Here is a 15,237-nt window from a genome sequence, read left to right on the forward strand (position 1 = left end):
CTCGTTTTACTGGCTTAACAATAATGCCTTTCTTTGACGACAGTAGAGCAAAGACAGGCCAATAAGTTTTATATACTAAACAAGATAGCCGATTGAAGGGTAAAAGTCACAATAAATGAGCGAGAGGGCAAAGGAGTTTGAGAGGGGGAGCGAATCTTATAAATCGCAGATAGCAAAAAAGCGCCGCCAGCGCTTTTTTACATTGGTGGGTCGTGCAGGATGACTCGCTTCGCTCGCCCTTCGGGTCGTCGCCGCACGCGGCTCCGTTGTCTCACTTCGTGAGACCCGAACCTGCTGCAGGTTCGAATCTTATAAATCGCAGATAGCAAAAAAGCGCCTTTAGGGCGCTTTTTTACATTGGTGGGTCGTGCAGGATTCGAACCTGCGACCAATTGATTAAAAGTCAACTGCTCTACCAACTGAGCTAACGACCCCTTGCGGGATTTTTTCTTCGAAGTGGTGGGTCGTGCAGGATTCGAACCTGCGACCAATTGATTAAAAGTCAACTGCTCTACCAACTGAGCTAACGACCCATGCCGGCACTGACTTCGAAGATAATTTTTTACTCGGACCACCAAGTAGATGGTGGGTCGTGCAGGATTCGAACCTGCGACCAATTGATTAAAAGTCAACTGCTCTACCAACTGAGCTAACGACCCGAGTGGTGGGTGATGACGGGATCGAACCGCCGACCCCCTCCTTGTAAGGGAGGTGCTCTCCCAGCTGAGCTAATCACCCGATACTACGCTGGATACTGCTTTAAGTGGTGGGTCGTGCAGGATGACTCGGCTTTGCCTCGCCCTACGGGCCGTTGCTTGTGCAACGTTATCCTTCACGTTTTACTATCGCGTTCCACCAGAACGATTGGTGGGTCGTGCAGGATTCGAACCTGCGACCAATTGATTAAAAGTCAACTGCTCTACCAACTGAGCTAACGACCCACTTTTGCGCTGCTTTTGGTTTGTGTGATATCCCTTGGCAACGGCGGCATATATTACTGATTTAAGAATTCAGCGCAACAAAAATTTCGAGGAAGATCACCTAACTGCTTATGATTCACGCGACAAGACCAGAAATAACGCGATTTCTGGTCAAGCGCTATTCGCTACATAGAACCGAGACGTTTTTGCGCCTGCTTTGCGCCATCAGTACCCGGGTATTTCGCGACCACTTGCTGATAGACAGCTTTCGCTTTTGCTGTATCACCTTTGTCCTGCATGATGACGCCGACTTTATACATCGCATCAGGCGCTTTTGGTGACTTCGGATAGTTTTTCACCACCGAGGCAAAATAATAGGCGGCATCGTCTTTTTTACCCTTGTTGTAATTCAACTGCCCTAGCCAATAGTTGGCATTCGGAATATAGGTTGAATCGGGGTATTTTTTGACGAAGCTCTGAAATGCAGCAATAGCCTCATCCTGGCGCGATTTATCCTGCACCAGCGCGATTGCCGCATTGTAATCCGTATTGGCATCACCGCTTTGAACAGGTGCAGAGGTCGCTGCTGAGGCATCAGGCGCGGCTGCTGCACTCTGATCGCCAGACGCTTGCTGCGCCTGCCCCGCTGCTGCACCTGCACCGCTGCTCAGACCGTCAATTTGCGTCAAAATCTGTTTCTGCCGCTCGTTGACCTGATTGAGCTGATACTGACTTTCCTGAATTTGACCACGCAGGGTGTCAATATCGGACTGGTTATCCGCGAGTTGCTGCTGAAGTTGGGTTAAAAGTTGACTATGAGCATTAGAAATACGCTCGAGTTGAGTGACCCGGTCTTCTACCGAGCCAGAGCCGACACTACTGATTGGCGCCTGAGCAAAAGCGGCCCAGGGGGCCGCTATGCCAACCAGTAACGACAGACTCAAGAGATGATGTCTGAAGTTACTGCTCATGCAATTCTCTTAGTAAACCAGTACGGCACGACGGTTTTTGGAGTAAGCCGCTTCGTCATGACCCAGTACTGCAGGTTTTTCTTTACCGTAAGAAACGATGGAGATCTGGTCAGCGGTAACACCTTTACCCTGCAGGTACATTTTAACGGCGTTAGCACGACGTTCACCCAGGGAGATGTTGTATTCCGGAGTACCACGTTCGTCCGCGTGACCTTCTACGGTGACTTTGTAAGACGGGTTGCTACGCAGGAAGTTAGCGTGCGCATCCAGCATTGCAGCGAAGTCAGAACGAATGTCAAACTTGTCCAGATCGAAGTAAACAATGTTGTTCTGCTGCAGCTGCTGCATTTGCAGACGCGCTTGCTCTTCAGAAGACATGTTGCCATTGCCGTTCATACCAGTACCGGCACCCATCATGCCTTCGCCGCTCTGGTCGTTGCTCACGTTCTTTTTAGAAGAACATGCGGCGATTGCCATTACGGACAGAGCGATAGTCAGCCCTTTCAGCACTTTGTTAAGTTGCATTTCTTTGATCCTTTAGTAATCAATTATTTATTATTTACAGGTACGGCGACCAGGCAGGTGATTTTACCTGTCCATCAGACGCCGGAATACGCGCTTTGAACCGCCCATCTGTAGAAACCAGATTCAGCACGGATCCCATCCCCTGAGAAGAGCTGTAGATTACCATCGTGCCGTTAGGTGCCAGACTTGGCGATTCATCCAGGAACGTTGACGATAAAACTTGCACGCCACCCGCTGCCAGATCTTGTTTGGCAATGTGTTGCTGACCGCCTTCGGAGCTCACCATTACCATAAATTTACCATCTGCACTCACGTCAGCATCCTGGTTTTGTGAACCCTGCCAGGTGATACGCTGTGCTGCCCCGCCATTGATGTTGACTTTATACACCTGCGGGCGACCTGCCTGGTCGGATGTGAATGCCAGGTTCTGGCTATCCGGGAACCAGGTCGGTTCAGTATTGTTGCTACGACCATCAGTGACCTGACGAATCTGTCCAGAAGCCAGATCCATCACATAGATGTTCAGGCTACCGGTTTTAGACAAGGCAAACGCAATTTTGCTGCCGTCCGGTGAGAATGCCGGTGCACCGTTATGACGCGGGAACGAGGCAACCTGACGGGTTGTTGTTGCTGCCAGATTCTGAATAACCAGCGCAGATCGGCCGCTTTCGAACGTCACGTATGCCAACTGAGAGCCGTCCGGAGACCATGCCGGAGACATCAGCGGCTGGGATGAACGGTGGATAACAGCGGTGTTGTGGCCATCATAATCGGAGACACGCAGTTCATAAGGGAACTGGCCACCGCTCGCCTGCACAACGTATGCGATACGCGTACGGAAGGCACCTTTAATACCAGTCAGTTTCTGGAAGACTTCATCACTGGCAGTATGGGCGGCGTAGCGCAGCCACTGCTTAGTAATTTTATAAGAGTTCTGAGCCAGAATCGTGCCCGGTGCACCACCGGTATCCACCAGCTGATAAGCCACGTTGTAGCTACCATCTGGGTTAGGTGTAACCTGACCAACGACAACAGCATCAATACCCAGCGCGGACCATGCAGCAGGCTGAACTTCCTGCGCGGTTGCCGGCGTCTGCGGCAGGCGTGAACGGTCCAGCGGGTTGAATTTACCACTCATGCGCAAATCGAAGGAAACGACGTCACTGATATCCTCAGGTGCAGCGCCAGGGCCTGCCCACTGGAAAGGAACAACACCGATTGGGCGTGCCGAATCCACCCCTTGGGTGATCTCAATACGTACTTCTGCGTGCAGCACCGCTGCCCACAGCATTAAAAAACCAAACGCAACACGTAATGCCTGCTTCATCGTATCTCCCTTATCCGGGCGGAAAACCCGCGATAATTTAGCAGAATGTTAACAAACTCAAAACACGATAATTATACATCCTGACCCGTTACTCGGGTCAGGCATCTTCATATGACAACTTAAAGCTTAAACACCAACGTGGCATCTTTGACACGGTCATACACTTCTTTACTTGGCGGTGTCGGCATGTTTGCTGTGCGTGCAGCCCTGAGTGCCGCTTCGCAAAGCTCCGGATCACCACCTTTCGATTCAATATTGCTTAATGAACCGTCCGATCTTAGCGTGATATGCAGATCGCAGCTTTTACCGGCCAGCAAATCGGCGTTGTAAAGCTTGCTCTGAATCGCACGTTGTATCTGGCCCGTATATTTACTGATGTCAGCATTGCTGGCACCGTTATCGCCATTACGACTATTGTTACCCGAACCTGCCGCTGCCGCGTTGTTTCCTTTTGCGCCACCACCCGTTTTCGGTGCATTCTTACCGGAACTCAGGTCGCCGAAGAGATCGTCAACACCAGATGCTGCAGCGGCTTTATCCGCAGCCGCTTTCTTGGCTGCAGCGGCTTTATCTGCTGCGGCTTTCTTATCTGCTGCTGCTTTCTCAGCAGCAGCTGCTTTCTTGTCTGCGGCAGCTTTATCCGCAGCAGCCTTCTCGGCCGCAGCGGCTTTGTCTGCTGCTGCTTTTTCAGCCGCAGCCGCTTTTTCGGCAGCGGCCGCTTTTTTAGCAGCATCCGCAGCGGCTTTCTTCTCAGCATCCTGCTGAGCTTTCTTCGCCGCTTCTACTTCGGCTTTCTTCTGGGCATCAGCCGCCGCTTTGGCAGCTTCAGCTTCCGCTTTTTTCTGTGCATCTGCTGCCGCTTTAGCTGCATCGGCCTCTGCTTTTTTCTGCGCGTCGGCTGCTGCTTTCTTCGCCGCATCAGCCGCGGCTTTCACCTGTGCATCAGCTTTTGCTTTTGCATCGGCCGCAGCCTTCGCAGCCGCTTCTTCAGCCTGTTTCTGCGCTTCCTGCGCTTTCTTCGCTGCATCTTCCGCTTTTTTCTGCTGCTCAGCTTGCTGACGTGCCGCTTCTTGTGACTGTAGACGTTCCTGCTCAAGCTGCTTCAAACGTTCCTGCTCAGCAGCCTGTTTTTCACGAAGCTCTTCAGCCTGCTGCTGCGCCTGCTTTTCACGCTGCTCTTCAGCACGTTTTGCGCTGGACTGCTGCTGCTGCTGGCGGTTGTAGTTCTGTACGACGGCGCCGGGGTCAACCATTACCGCATCAATAGATGAGCCGCCGCCACCACCGGCAGAAGCGTCAATATTCTCATCGAACGAGCTCCAAATCAGCAGCGCCACAAGCACAACGTGCAGCACGGCTGAAATGATGATCGCCCGTTTAAGTTTGTCGTTTTGTTCGGTTGCCTTTGACACTCTCGGTTCCCAAAAACTGCCCGCCTGTTATGCCGGGGGATCAGATAGGCTGCGTCATCAAGCCAACCTGCTTCACACCCGCGCTATGTAACAGGTTTAGCGCTTTAATGATTTCATCGTAAGGCACCTCTTTGGCGCCACCGATCAAGAAAACGGTTTTCGGATTGGATTGCAGGCGACGCTGCGCTTCTGCAACCACTTGTTCAGGAGGTAGCTGATCCATACGATCTTTCTCGACTACCACGCTGTACTGTCCGACACCTGAGACCTCAATAATGACCGGAGGATCGTCGTTAGTGCTGACGCTTTTCGAATCTGTTGCGTCTGGCAGATCAACTTCAACGCTCTGCGTAATGATCGGTGCAGTTGCCATAAAGATCAGCAGCAATACCAACAACACATCCAGCAGAGGTACAATGTTGATTTCGGACTTGAGGTCACGACTGCCGCGTCCACGCTTTCTGGCCATGGTTTACCCCTTGTTGCTCTCGGTGCTGGTAAACGCCTGACGGTGCAGAATAGCCGTGAACTCTTCCATAAAGTTGTCGTAGTTCATTTCCAGTTTGTTCACGCGCTGATTCAAACGGTTATATGCCATTACCGCTGGAATTGCCGCGAACAGACCAATAGCGGTCGCGATCAATGCTTCGGCAATACCCGGCGCAACCATTTGCAGAGTCGCCTGTTTTACCGCACCCAGCGCGATAAAGGCATGCATGATCCCCCAAACCGTACCAAACAGACCGATATACGGGCTGATGGAGCCCACAGTCCCCAGGAATGGAATATGCGTTTCCAGGTTCTCGAGTTCACGGTTCATTGAAATACGCATCGCCCTCGCCGCCCCTTCCACAATCGCTTCTGGCGCATGGCTATTCGCACGGTGAAGACGGGCAAATTCTTTGAACCCGCTGTAGAACATTTGTTCCGAACCGGTCAGATTTTCGCGGCGCCCCTGGCTTTCCTGGTACAAACGCGACAGCTCAATGCCAGACCAGAACTTGTCTTCAAAGGCTTCAGCTTCACGACCGGCTGCGTTGAGGATGCGCGTTCGCTGGATAATGATGGCCCAGGATGCGATTGAAAAACCAATCAAAATCAACATGATAAGTTTGACCAGAAGGCTAGCCTTCAGGAACAAATCAAGGATGTTCATGTCAGTCACTGCTTAAACTCCGCGACAATAGACTTGGGAAGCGCACGAGGCTTCATTAAGAGTGGATCAACACAGACAATCAGAACTTCGGCTTCATTCAGCACCGTGTTCTCTGCGTTGACAATCCGCTGCGTGAAAACCAGAGAGGTTCCACGCATTGATGTTATTTCCGTTTGGACTTCGAGCATATCGTCGAGTCTGGCGGGCGCAAAATACTCCAGCGTTAATTTACGTACCACGAACGCGACCCGCTCGGCCAGCAGCACTTGCTGGCTAAAGTGATGGTGACGCAGCATCTCAGTGCGTGCTCGTTCATAAAAAGCAACATAGCTGGCGTGGTAAACCACACCACCGGCATCAGTATCTTCGTAATAGACCCGAACCGGCCATCGAAACAGCGTTGTATTCACTTTACATCCCGGTAATGCAAAAAAAGTTTGAGCTTTTAAACGTCGTTACTATACGCGTGGGGAAGGTGGTTTGGAATGGGTTGAGGTAAACGGAGAGTAAAAATATATGGGCTTTTGCAAGCCCATGTCGTAAACGGAGATTTCTTATTCAAAAGAAGAAAAAAATCAAACCAGCAAACAAAACGGCCATGGCGATTAAGGGGCAAAATACGCCTTGCCAGACGATGGCTCGTGGGCGGAAACCGACCCCATGAATCACGCCAGCACACACTGCCCACATCAACAAAAAGCCCTGCCAGATTTCAAGCTCACTGGTTTTTGCCGCAAACTTTGACGGATCCCAGAAGATGCAACCCGCCAGCACCAATGCCATGATTAAGGAAAGCGCCCTTAGCGGGCGCTTGTCCATTACCGCATAAAGCTTTGCGATAATTCCATCCATCAGTGTTCTTCTTTTCCGGCTTTGGTCGCTTCCACGTGCTCAAGCGCCAGGGCCGTAATAATCCCAAAAGCACAGGCAAGAAGCGTTCCTAAAATCCATGCGAAATACCACATAATCAGCTCCTTACTTAGTACATAGAGTGGGTATTGTTTTCGATCTGTTCTTTGGTGATGCGCCCGAACATTTTCCAGTAACACCAGGTGGTGTAGATAAGAATGATCGGAACAAACACCAGTGCCACATAGGTCATCAGGTTCAGTGTCAGCTGAGTGGATGTTGCATCCCACATAGTCAGGCTCGCTTTCATCATTGTGCTGGATGGCATAATGAACGGGAACATCGCAATGCCCGCGGTCAAAATGATGCATGCCAGAGTCAGTGAGGAGAAGACAAATGCCCAGGCGGCTTTATCCAGACGCGCGGTCAGGATAGTCAACAGCGGCAGCACCACACCTAATGCCGGGATAAGCCACAGAATCGGCGCGTTATTGAAGTTGGTCAGCCAGGCTCCCGCCTGCAGGGCAACTTCTTTATTGAGCGGGTTAGAGGCTGCATGATGATCCAGAGCGGAAGTCACAACATAACCATCAATACCGTAAACCACCCAAACCCCCGCCAGCGCGAAGCAGACCAGAGTAACCAGTGCAGCAATTTGTACTGTCGCACGTGAACGCAGGTGCAGTTCACCCACGGTACGCATTTGCAGATAGGTTGCGCCCTGAGTCAGGATCATCCCCACACTGACCACGCCAGCCAGCAGACCAAACGGGTTGAGCAGTTGGAAGAAGTTACCGGTGTAGAACAGACGCATGTCGTTATCAATATGGAACGGAACGCCCTGCAACAGGTTGCCGAATGCCACACCAATCACCAGCGGCGGCACAAAGCTGCCCACGAAAATGCCCCAGTCCCACATGCCACGCCAGCGTGGATCTTCAATCTTCGAACGGTAATCAAAACCGACCGGACGGAAGAACAACGATGCCAGCACAAGGATCATCGCCACATAGAAACCGGAGAACGCCGCAGCGTAAACCGTAGGCCAGGCAGCAAACAGCGCACCACCAGCTGTAATAAGCCAGACCTGGTTACCGTCCCAGTGCGGCGCGATAGCATTGATCATCACGCGACGCTCAGTGTCGTTACGACCCAGGAAGCGGCTTAGCATACCAACGCCCATGTCAAAGCCGTCGGTGACAGCAAAACCAATCAGCAGAATACCGACCAGCAGCCACCAGATAAAACGCAATACTTCATAATCGATCATTTGACGACTCCTGTCTTAGCGTGCCGGCTGCGAAGCGACGGTGGATTGCTCGTAGTGATAGCGACCTGTCTTCAGGCTGCTCGGCCCAAGGCGAGCAAACTTAAACATCAGGAACACTTCCGCTACCATAAACAACGTATAAAGGCCGCAAATCAGAATCATAGAGAACAGCAGATCGCCAACGGTTAACGATGAGTTAGCGACGGCCGTAGGCAGCACTTCACCGATAGCCCAAGGCTGACGACCATATTCCGCCACAAACCAGCCTGCTTCGATAGCGATCCACGGCAATGGCAGACCGTACAGAGCTGCACGCAGCAGCCATTTTTTCGAGCCAATGCGGTTGCGACAAACGGTCCAGAAAGACAAACCGATTATCAGCAGCATCAGGATGCCGCTACCGACCATAATACGGAAAGCGAAGTACAACGGAGCAACGCGCGGAATAGAATCTTTTGTTGCCTGAACAATTTGCGCTTCCGTTGCGTCAGTGACGTTTGGTGTATAGCGCTTAAGCAACATGCCGTAGCCCAGATCTTTCTTCATGCTATTGAATTCGTCACGCACCGACGGGTCTTTCGAACCAGCACGCAGTTGTTCCAAAAGATGATAGGCCTTCATCCCGTTACGGATACGCTCTTCATGCTGAACCATCAGGTCTTTCAGACCGATAACCGGCGTGTCAACAGAACGGGTGGCAATGATGCCCAGAGCGTAAGGAATTTGAATGGCAAAATGGTTTTTCTGCGAATCCTGGTCAGGAATACCAAAGAGGGTAAACGCGGCAGGCGCCGGTTGAGTTTCCCATTCTGCTTCAATGGCAGCGAGTTTGGTTTTCTGCACGTCGCCCATTTCGTAACCGGATTCATCACCCAGCACGATAACAGACAGTACCGCAGCCATACCAAAGCTGGCAGCGATAGCAAAGGAGCGTTTAGCAAACGCAACGTCGCGACCACGCAGCAGATAGTAGGAGCTGATGCCGAGGATGAACATCGCACCGCAGGTATAACCAGATGCAACGGTATGCACAAATTTCACCTGTGCAACCGGGTTCAGCACCAGTTCAGCGAAGCTCACCATCTCCATACGCATGGTTTCGAAGTTGAAATCAGAGGCAATAGGGTTCTGCATCCAGCCGTTAGCAACCAGGATCCACAGCGCAGACAAGTTAGAGCCAAGAGCGACCAACCAGGTCACTGCCATATGCTGTACTTTGCCCAGACGATCCCAACCGAAGAAAAACAGACCTACAAAAGTAGACTCGAGGAAGAAGGCCATCAGACCTTCAATGGCCAGCGGCGCACCGAAGATATCCCCAACATAGTGAGAATAGTAAGACCAGTTAGTCCCGAACTGGAACTCCATGGTCAGACCGGTCGCCACGCCCAGTGCGAAGTTGATACCAAACAACTTGCCCCAGAACTTGGTCATATCTTTATAAATCTGTTTGCCGGAAAGGACGTAGACCGTTTCCATGATGGCCAGCAGGAACGCCATACCGAGCGTCAGTGGCACAAAAAGGAAGTGGTACATCGCGGTCAAGGCAAACTGTAAGCGTGACAGTTCGACAATATCTAACATCTTGACTCCTTGCTCATCGCATGAAGACTCCGAGAGTAAACCCCATTAACGAAGGTCTACACGCATGCCCCAATACAAAGTTGTTGCACTTTTAAATCACCATCATGAATAAAGGTGATGCTGATTCAAAAAAGTTACAACTACGTTAATAAAAAACCCAAATTGATCTCTCGAATATATTACTCCGCAAAACCCTTACAATAAAAAGGTTTTTATTGGGTTTGTTTTACGTTTTTCGACAGTGATCAATTTATACCTAATTTGCCCGTTTTAAGCCAATTTGATCGGCGACAATTTATCGATTTTTAGGGTTTTTTCCAAGCATTTAAATATTGATTTAAATCAATTTTATCCAAACTTGTTAATTTTGTAGCTATCGTATCCACATAGTGAAAACCATGTTAACGATATGTATATTTTAGCGTGAAGAATGGTTATCAATCGGCAGGTAAAGGTAAATTATAACGAGGTTATTTAACGTTAACCGTAGATGCTTTATTGCGGTTTGCACAATAATTTCGGGCACGACAGATAAATCATGACAAAGGGATGATGTTATAATTTTACAATTATTTCACCTTATCAATTATTAGACTTAACACCGCAAAGTGATTATTCAAAAAAACCACGCGAATTTAGCATGGTTTTTTTTTTACATTCACGGTTGTGAAATTCGTTATTAACATTCCCGCTGGTTATGGATTCATCCTTCCCAGCGAACTGCGGCAAGCGTTTCCAGCAGTGTGTCAACGTGCTCTTGCTCGGTACGCCACGAAGATACGCTAATGCGCATGGCCAACCTCCCCTGCCAGCGGGTACTGCCGAACCAGATTTTCCCTGATGCCTGCGCCACCGCCAGAACCGCTTCCGTTTGCTCATCCGTAGCGCAACGGAACAGCACCTGGTTGATCACCACCCGGTTAAGCACCTCAAAGCCCTGAGCAGTCAATCCCTCGCTGATATCGCGCGCCAGTGCGCAATGCTTGTTGATCATGTTACGCACACCTTCACGCCCCAGTACACGTAGCGCAGCCCACACCGGAATTCCGCGTGGGCGACGGGAAAACTCCAGCGTCAGATTTTTTTGCGCATCAGCACTGGCACTCATATAAACGGCATCGCTGTTCATCGCACCGGCCAGAATCTGAGGATCGCGGCAGATAACCATGGCACAGTCATAGGGGGTGTTAAGCCACTTATGGGCGTCGGTCGTCCAGCTATCAGCAAGTTCAATCCCCTCAGTCAGTGCTGCCTGCGATGAAGCACGTGCCCAGAGACCAAATGCACCGTCCACATGAACCCATGCACCCGCTTTGCGTGCCAGAGGAATAAGCTGCGCGAACGGGTCGAATTCTCCGGTATTCACTTCCCCGGCCTGCAGACAGAGGATGGTGTGACTATCCAGCACAGGAAGTTGCGCCACGTCTACGCGACCAAGGCTATCCACTGGGGCAATAATCAGTCTGGAGAGACCAAAACCGAGGATGCGCAGCGCTTTTTTGACGGTGATGTGCACCAGTTCAGAAACCACCACTTTGATCTCTGGTGCGCCTACCAGCCCGTCATTGTCGATATCCCAGCCAACGCGGGCCAGCAATTCTCGCCGGGCCGCAGCCAGAGCGGCCAGCGTACAGGCCGTTGCACTGGTGCCAAACCCAACGGCACTTTCACGTGGCAAATTCAGCGCATCGAGTACCCATTTACCTGCGACACGTTCAACGTTGTCAGCAACCGGGGAATTTAAAAAGGAGGAAGCGCACTGATCCCATGCCATCACCAGTCGCTCTGCTGCTGCCGCAGCCGGTAAGCTCGCGCCTACCACAAACCCGAAATATCCCGGACCATTGGATGCGGTTGTGGCAGGCGAGCCCACGTCATCCAGTAAAGCCAGTGTACTTTCAGCCGACATTCCCGTTTGTGGCAGTGCTTCATCAAATGCGCTCAGGGCCGCTATCGCTTCTGTAGTGGGGAAGACGTGCCGTGTGTCCGTTCCCTCCAGATAACGCAAGCCACGCGCATCAGCCTCTGCCAGCAATTCACGTTCTTTCATCTTATTCCCCTGCCCTCTTCTCATTTCTCTTCTGGCATCAGATGTCGCGTTAATGCCCATATTATTAGCGCCAACAGGCTGACCAGTGCGCCAAGCCAGCAGACTCCCTGCCAGCCAGAGTGCGCGTAAGTTGCTGTTGTCAACGTCGCTCCCGTGCCACTACCCACGGCATAAAACAGCATATAGAGCGCCACCAGCCTGCCATGTAACGCAGGTGCAGCACGCAAAATCAGGCTCTGGTTAGTGACATGCAGCGCCTGTCCACCCAGGTCAAGAAGCACAATACCTGACAACAATAACGGGATAGAGTACTCAAGCCACGAAAGCGGCCACCACGCCAGTACCAGCAGAAGCAATGCAATAAAACTGGTGCGCTGAGCATAACCTCGATCGGCGGCCCACCCTGCTCTTGACGCCGCAAGCGCACCTGCCACACCCGCCAGAGCAAACAAACCAATAACCGTGTGAGAGAAGCGATACGGTGGCGCACTGAGCGGCAACACCATCGCACTCCAGAAAATAGTAAAGGCGGCAAACATCAGCAACGCCAGCATGCCGCGAATTTGCAGGACGCGATCGGTGAGCAGTAATTTCAGCATCGAAGCAATAAGCAGCAGCCAGGACGTCCGCTCACCGCTGGCCCCAAATCGGGGTAAACGCTGCCATAACAGTGGCAGTAAAAGCAGCATAAGGATCGCAGATAAACCATACACCGCGCGCCAGCCAGCAAGATCGCTCACCACGCCAGAGAAAACGCGAGCCAGCAGTAGGCCAATAAAGACGCCACTCTGGGCTGCCCCGACCACCCGCCCACGTTCGTGTTCATCGGATGCACTGGCTGCACAGGCGATCAGTCCTTGCGCCATCGCCGTGCCCAGCAGGCCGACTGACAACATCCCGGCAAGGAGCATCCACGTTGTGCTAGCGAGTGATACCACAGCAAGTGCTGCCACCAACGCCATAAGCTGAATCAACATTAATGTACGCCGTTCAACAATATCACCTAACGGCACCAGCAGTAATAATGCCAGAGCACAGCCCACCTGAGTTGCCGTCACGATCCCCCCTATAGCGGCATAGCTGATGGAAAATTCCCTGGCGAGCGCATCCAGCAGCGGCTGGGCGTAATAGACGTTGGCGACACTCATCCCGCTGGCCACAGCAAACAGCATCACCATGCTCCGTGGCAGGATTTTCGCAGGAGCCATTGGCTCGATGGCACATACTTTCATCTTTAAACCTGGTTGCAAAAGAAAACCAGTTGAAGACTAGAGAAACCAGTTTTAAAATGCAACCGGAATATTTTTCATGAGGCCAGACGATGACATACGATTTACCGCCCTCTTATCAGCCTTGCCCGGTTGCGCGTGCAGTCGACCTGATGGGTGATCGTTGGGCCCTGCTGATCGTCCGCGATGCCTTTGATGGTGTCCGGCGCTTTGGTGATTTTCAGCGTGGTCTGGGGATGGCGCGCAACATTCTCACGGACAGGTTACGCAAACTGGTGGATGCCGGGATATTTATCACGCAGCCCGCATCAGATGGCACTGCATATCAGGAGTATGTACTCACACCGAGAGGAAAATCGCTGTTCCCGGTTATCGTCGCACTGCGTCAATGGGGAGAAGATAATCTGTTTGCGTCGGGAGAACCCCACTCACTGCTCGTGGATGTGCAAACAGGTAAGGCAATTGCCCCAATGCGACCACACACCGATGACGGTAGCGAGTTAATGGCAGAAAATACCCAGGTGAAAAAACTTAAAATCAGAGGGGATTAACTCAGGCTTTTCAGCTGATTTCCAGGCCACCTGACGATGGCCTGGCCTGGAACAAGGACTACATTTTCGCTTTCATGCGCGCGATGGCCGTTTCATAGACGGGCTTGTTTCTTTGTGCATTTGCCAGCTGATAATGCTGCAGTGCATCAGCGTACTGCCCCGCATTTTCATAAATCTTAGCAATGTTGTAGTAGGAGTTTGCGCGAGTCGTTGCCGCATTCGTCCCACTGGCTAAAGAAATAGCTTTGCGGTTTGCCCAAATTGCCTCGGCAATTTTGCCATCCTTCTGATAAACGAGTCCCAGGTTACTGAAGGCCTGGCCATAGCTGCTATCGGCTTCAGTGGCCAGCTGGAAGTACTGAATAGCCTGATCAAGATTACCGTCTTTATAAACTGCTTCCCCCTGGCGGTTATATTGTTTTGCCAGTTCAGGGTTATTGCCAGTTTGTGCTACAGAAGCCACCGTATTATTTGAACGGGCTATTACAGAGGGCACATCGTCCACATCACGATTTGTTTCATTGAAGTTTTCACCACTCATGCGGTTAATATCTTCAAATTCACCATTTGGATTTAACTTAAATACCGTCCAGATATTCCCTGGTGTGCCAGTGGGTACAGAATAGCTTCGTACCAGGGAACTACCGACATACACAAACACTTTTGCACTGCTTGCCGAAAGATTCGCGCTCGATGGGTTACCTTTATTGGTGTAATCCTGAACGGCATAAGTATAGGTATCACCGAAATGCTTTTTAGTAATAGTGATGGTTTCCGGACCATAGCCGTCCGTGTCGTCGACATCCAGATTAGCATCCTGCCCTTGTTTTCTAGCAAAATAGATGTGACCACCAAGGTATGAGAGATGCGAGTCCAAATCGGATGGGATTTGCCCCCAGGTCAGCACCACGCGCATGCCGTCCAGATTGGTCATGACCGGGCTAACCGCGTAGGTCATGCCATCACACGGGCACTTGACGACCAGATTGGAGTAACCCTCTTTTTTAATGATCAGTAATGAGTCCTGATCGTCCTGGAAAGATGAGTTGAGATTCACTTGCCCTGAGGCATTGGTATTACCGGTGACAGACTGGGCGCCATTACGCTGTAAGGTTACCGTCGCCCCATCAATGCGTTTATCTTTTACGGTTGCACTCAGCACATCAATATTGACAGGAGCGGCATAGCTGCCGGCACTCAACCCGATTAATGCAATTGCTGCTGAGATAATAGTTTTTTTCACAAAAATTCCCTTTAAATAATTACATCACATATTATTGCACTTCGACGCATGAATAAATAACGCGTCGTATAATGTATTATCGTTTGAAAAAAGACAAACTTATTAATCAGCTATCACCACACAATTCTTTCACTTTATACAAAGATTTCA

15 protein-coding genes, 5 tRNA genes and 1 other RNA gene are annotated in these 15,237 nt (G+C 51.0%); 1 reads left to right on the forward strand and 20 read right to left on the reverse strand.

All coding sequences use genetic code 11. The annotated features are described in order from the left end of the window. Positions 1-203: 203 nt before the first annotated feature. The 19 genes from AC5JPW_RS07230 to AC5JPW_RS07320 form a co-directional block, all read right to left on the reverse strand. A non-coding RNA gene (locus AC5JPW_RS07230) (RtT sRNA) lies at positions 204-329 on the reverse strand. Between the two features lie 29 nt (positions 330-358). Continuing rightward, positions 359-434, reverse strand: a tRNA-Lys gene (locus tag AC5JPW_RS07235). A gap of 23 nt (positions 435-457) precedes the next feature. Beyond that, positions 458-533, reverse strand: a tRNA-Lys gene (locus tag AC5JPW_RS07240). Positions 534-583: 50 nt separating this feature from the next. Beyond that, a tRNA-Lys gene (locus AC5JPW_RS07245) sits at positions 584-659 on the reverse strand. 3 nt (positions 660-662) lie between these two features. Continuing rightward, positions 663-738 (reverse strand) — tRNA-Val (locus AC5JPW_RS07250). Between the two features lie 127 nt (positions 739-865). Next, a tRNA-Lys gene (locus tag AC5JPW_RS07255) sits at positions 866-941 on the reverse strand. Between the two features lie 164 nt (positions 942-1,105). Next, the gene (cpoB, locus tag AC5JPW_RS07260) at positions 1,106-1,891 is read right to left on the reverse strand and encodes a cell division protein CpoB (protein ID WP_494239216.1); all 786 of its coding nucleotides are present in this window, start codon (positions 1,889-1,891) and stop codon (positions 1,106-1,108) included. A gap of 9 nt (positions 1,892-1,900) precedes the next feature. After that, positions 1,901-2,416: a peptidoglycan-associated lipoprotein Pal gene (gene pal / locus AC5JPW_RS07265; protein ID WP_494239218.1), complete on the reverse strand. Its 516-nt coding sequence runs from the start codon at positions 2,414-2,416 to the stop codon at positions 1,901-1,903. Between the two features lie 34 nt (positions 2,417-2,450). Further along, positions 2,451-3,743, reverse strand: coding sequence for a Tol-Pal system beta propeller repeat protein TolB (gene tolB / locus AC5JPW_RS07270; protein WP_494239219.1), 1,293 nt, complete (start codon positions 3,741-3,743; stop codon positions 2,451-2,453). A 119-nt stretch (positions 3,744-3,862) separates the two neighbouring features. Further along, complete coding sequence (tolA, locus tag AC5JPW_RS07275; RefSeq protein WP_494239221.1) at positions 3,863-5,155, reverse strand: cell envelope integrity protein TolA; 1,293 nt, start codon at positions 5,153-5,155, stop codon at positions 3,863-3,865. Positions 5,156-5,195: 40 nt separating this feature from the next. Further along, positions 5,196-5,624 carry a colicin uptake protein TolR gene (gene tolR / locus AC5JPW_RS07280; protein WP_494239222.1) on the reverse strand — a complete coding sequence of 143 codons (429 nt, stop codon included), beginning with the start codon at positions 5,622-5,624 and terminating at the stop codon, positions 5,196-5,198. A gap of 3 nt (positions 5,625-5,627) precedes the next feature. Then, positions 5,628-6,320 carry a Tol-Pal system protein TolQ gene (gene tolQ, locus AC5JPW_RS07285; protein ID WP_494239223.1) on the reverse strand — a complete coding sequence of 231 codons (693 nt, stop codon included), beginning with the start codon at positions 6,318-6,320 and terminating at the stop codon, positions 5,628-5,630. After that, entirely contained in the window at positions 6,317-6,721 is a 405-nt protein-coding gene (gene ybgC / locus AC5JPW_RS07290) for a tol-pal system-associated acyl-CoA thioesterase (protein ID WP_041852070.1), read from the reverse strand. The genes tolQ and ybgC overlap by 4 nt, the downstream gene beginning before the upstream one ends. A gap of 148 nt (positions 6,722-6,869) precedes the next feature. Continuing rightward, complete coding sequence (ybgE, locus tag AC5JPW_RS07295; RefSeq protein ID WP_494239225.1) at positions 6,870-7,163, reverse strand: cyd operon protein YbgE; 294 nt, start codon at positions 7,161-7,163, stop codon at positions 6,870-6,872. Further along, positions 7,163-7,276 (reverse strand): cytochrome bd-I oxidase subunit CydX, encoded by a 114-nt coding sequence (gene cydX / locus AC5JPW_RS07300; protein ID WP_049292487.1) that lies wholly within the window; start codon positions 7,274-7,276, stop codon positions 7,163-7,165. The genes ybgE and cydX overlap by 1 nt, the downstream gene beginning before the upstream one ends. A gap of 14 nt (positions 7,277-7,290) precedes the next feature. Next, the gene (gene cydB, locus AC5JPW_RS07305; RefSeq protein WP_494239226.1) at positions 7,291-8,430 is read right to left on the reverse strand and encodes a cytochrome d ubiquinol oxidase subunit II; all 1,140 of its coding nucleotides are present in this window, start codon (positions 8,428-8,430) and stop codon (positions 7,291-7,293) included. 15 nt (positions 8,431-8,445) lie between these two features. After that, positions 8,446-10,014: a cytochrome ubiquinol oxidase subunit I gene (cydA, locus tag AC5JPW_RS07310; protein ID WP_494239228.1), complete on the reverse strand. Its 1,569-nt coding sequence runs from the start codon at positions 10,012-10,014 to the stop codon at positions 8,446-8,448. 703 nt (positions 10,015-10,717) lie between these two features. After that, positions 10,718-12,064, reverse strand: coding sequence for a pyridoxal phosphate-dependent decarboxylase family protein (locus AC5JPW_RS07315; protein WP_494239229.1), 1,347 nt, complete (start codon positions 12,062-12,064; stop codon positions 10,718-10,720). Positions 12,065-12,084: 20 nt separating this feature from the next. Then, complete coding sequence (locus AC5JPW_RS07320) at positions 12,085-13,296, reverse strand: MFS transporter (RefSeq protein WP_494239230.1); 1,212 nt, start codon at positions 13,294-13,296, stop codon at positions 12,085-12,087. A gap of 89 nt (positions 13,297-13,385) precedes the next feature. Here AC5JPW_RS07320 and AC5JPW_RS07325 point away from each other — a divergent pair, with 89 nt between their 5' ends. Beyond that, positions 13,386-13,844 (forward strand): winged helix-turn-helix transcriptional regulator, encoded by a 459-nt coding sequence (locus AC5JPW_RS07325; protein ID WP_494239231.1) that lies wholly within the window; start codon positions 13,386-13,388, stop codon positions 13,842-13,844. A 58-nt stretch (positions 13,845-13,902) separates the two neighbouring features. On the opposite strand, the gene AC5JPW_RS07330 is transcribed toward AC5JPW_RS07325, so the two are convergent. Further along, complete coding sequence (locus AC5JPW_RS07330; RefSeq protein WP_494239233.1) at positions 13,903-15,087, reverse strand: tetratricopeptide repeat protein; 1,185 nt, start codon at positions 15,085-15,087, stop codon at positions 13,903-13,905. Positions 15,088-15,237 lie beyond the last annotated feature (150 nt).

It is taken from the genome of Phytobacter sp., from assembly GCF_059074235.1.

Excerpts from the sequence above, each read along its gene's own strand:
- cpoB (WP_494239216.1), bottom strand. The coding sequence starts at position 1,891 with ATGAGCAGTAACTTCAGACATCATCTCTTGAGTCTGTCGTTACTGGTT.
- pal (WP_494239218.1), bottom strand. The coding sequence starts at position 2,416 with ATGCAACTTAACAAAGTGCTGAAAGGGCTGACTATCGCTCTGTCCGTA.
- tolB (WP_494239219.1), bottom strand. The coding sequence starts at position 3,743 with ATGAAGCAGGCATTACGTGTTGCGTTTGGTTTTTTAATGCTGTGGGCA.
- tolR (WP_494239222.1), bottom strand. The coding sequence starts at position 5,624 with ATGGCCAGAAAGCGTGGACGCGGCAGTCGTGACCTCAAGTCCGAAATC.
- ybgE (WP_494239225.1), bottom strand. The coding sequence starts at position 7,163 with ATGGATGGAATTATCGCAAAGCTTTATGCGGTAATGGACAAGCGCCCG.
- cydX (WP_049292487.1), bottom strand. The coding sequence starts at position 7,276 with ATGTGGTATTTCGCATGGATTTTAGGAACGCTTCTTGCCTGTGCTTTT.
- cydB (WP_494239226.1), bottom strand. The coding sequence starts at position 8,430 with ATGATCGATTATGAAGTATTGCGTTTTATCTGGTGGCTGCTGGTCGGT.
- cydA (WP_494239228.1), bottom strand. The coding sequence starts at position 10,014 with ATGTTAGATATTGTCGAACTGTCACGCTTACAGTTTGCCTTGACCGCG.
- AC5JPW_RS07315 (WP_494239229.1), bottom strand. The coding sequence starts at position 12,064 with ATGAAAGAACGTGAATTGCTGGCAGAGGCTGATGCGCGTGGCTTGCGT.
- AC5JPW_RS07320 (WP_494239230.1), bottom strand. The coding sequence starts at position 13,296 with ATGAAAGTATGTGCCATCGAGCCAATGGCTCCTGCGAAAATCCTGCCA.
- AC5JPW_RS07325 (WP_494239231.1), top strand. The coding sequence starts at position 13,386 with ATGACATACGATTTACCGCCCTCTTATCAGCCTTGCCCGGTTGCGCGT.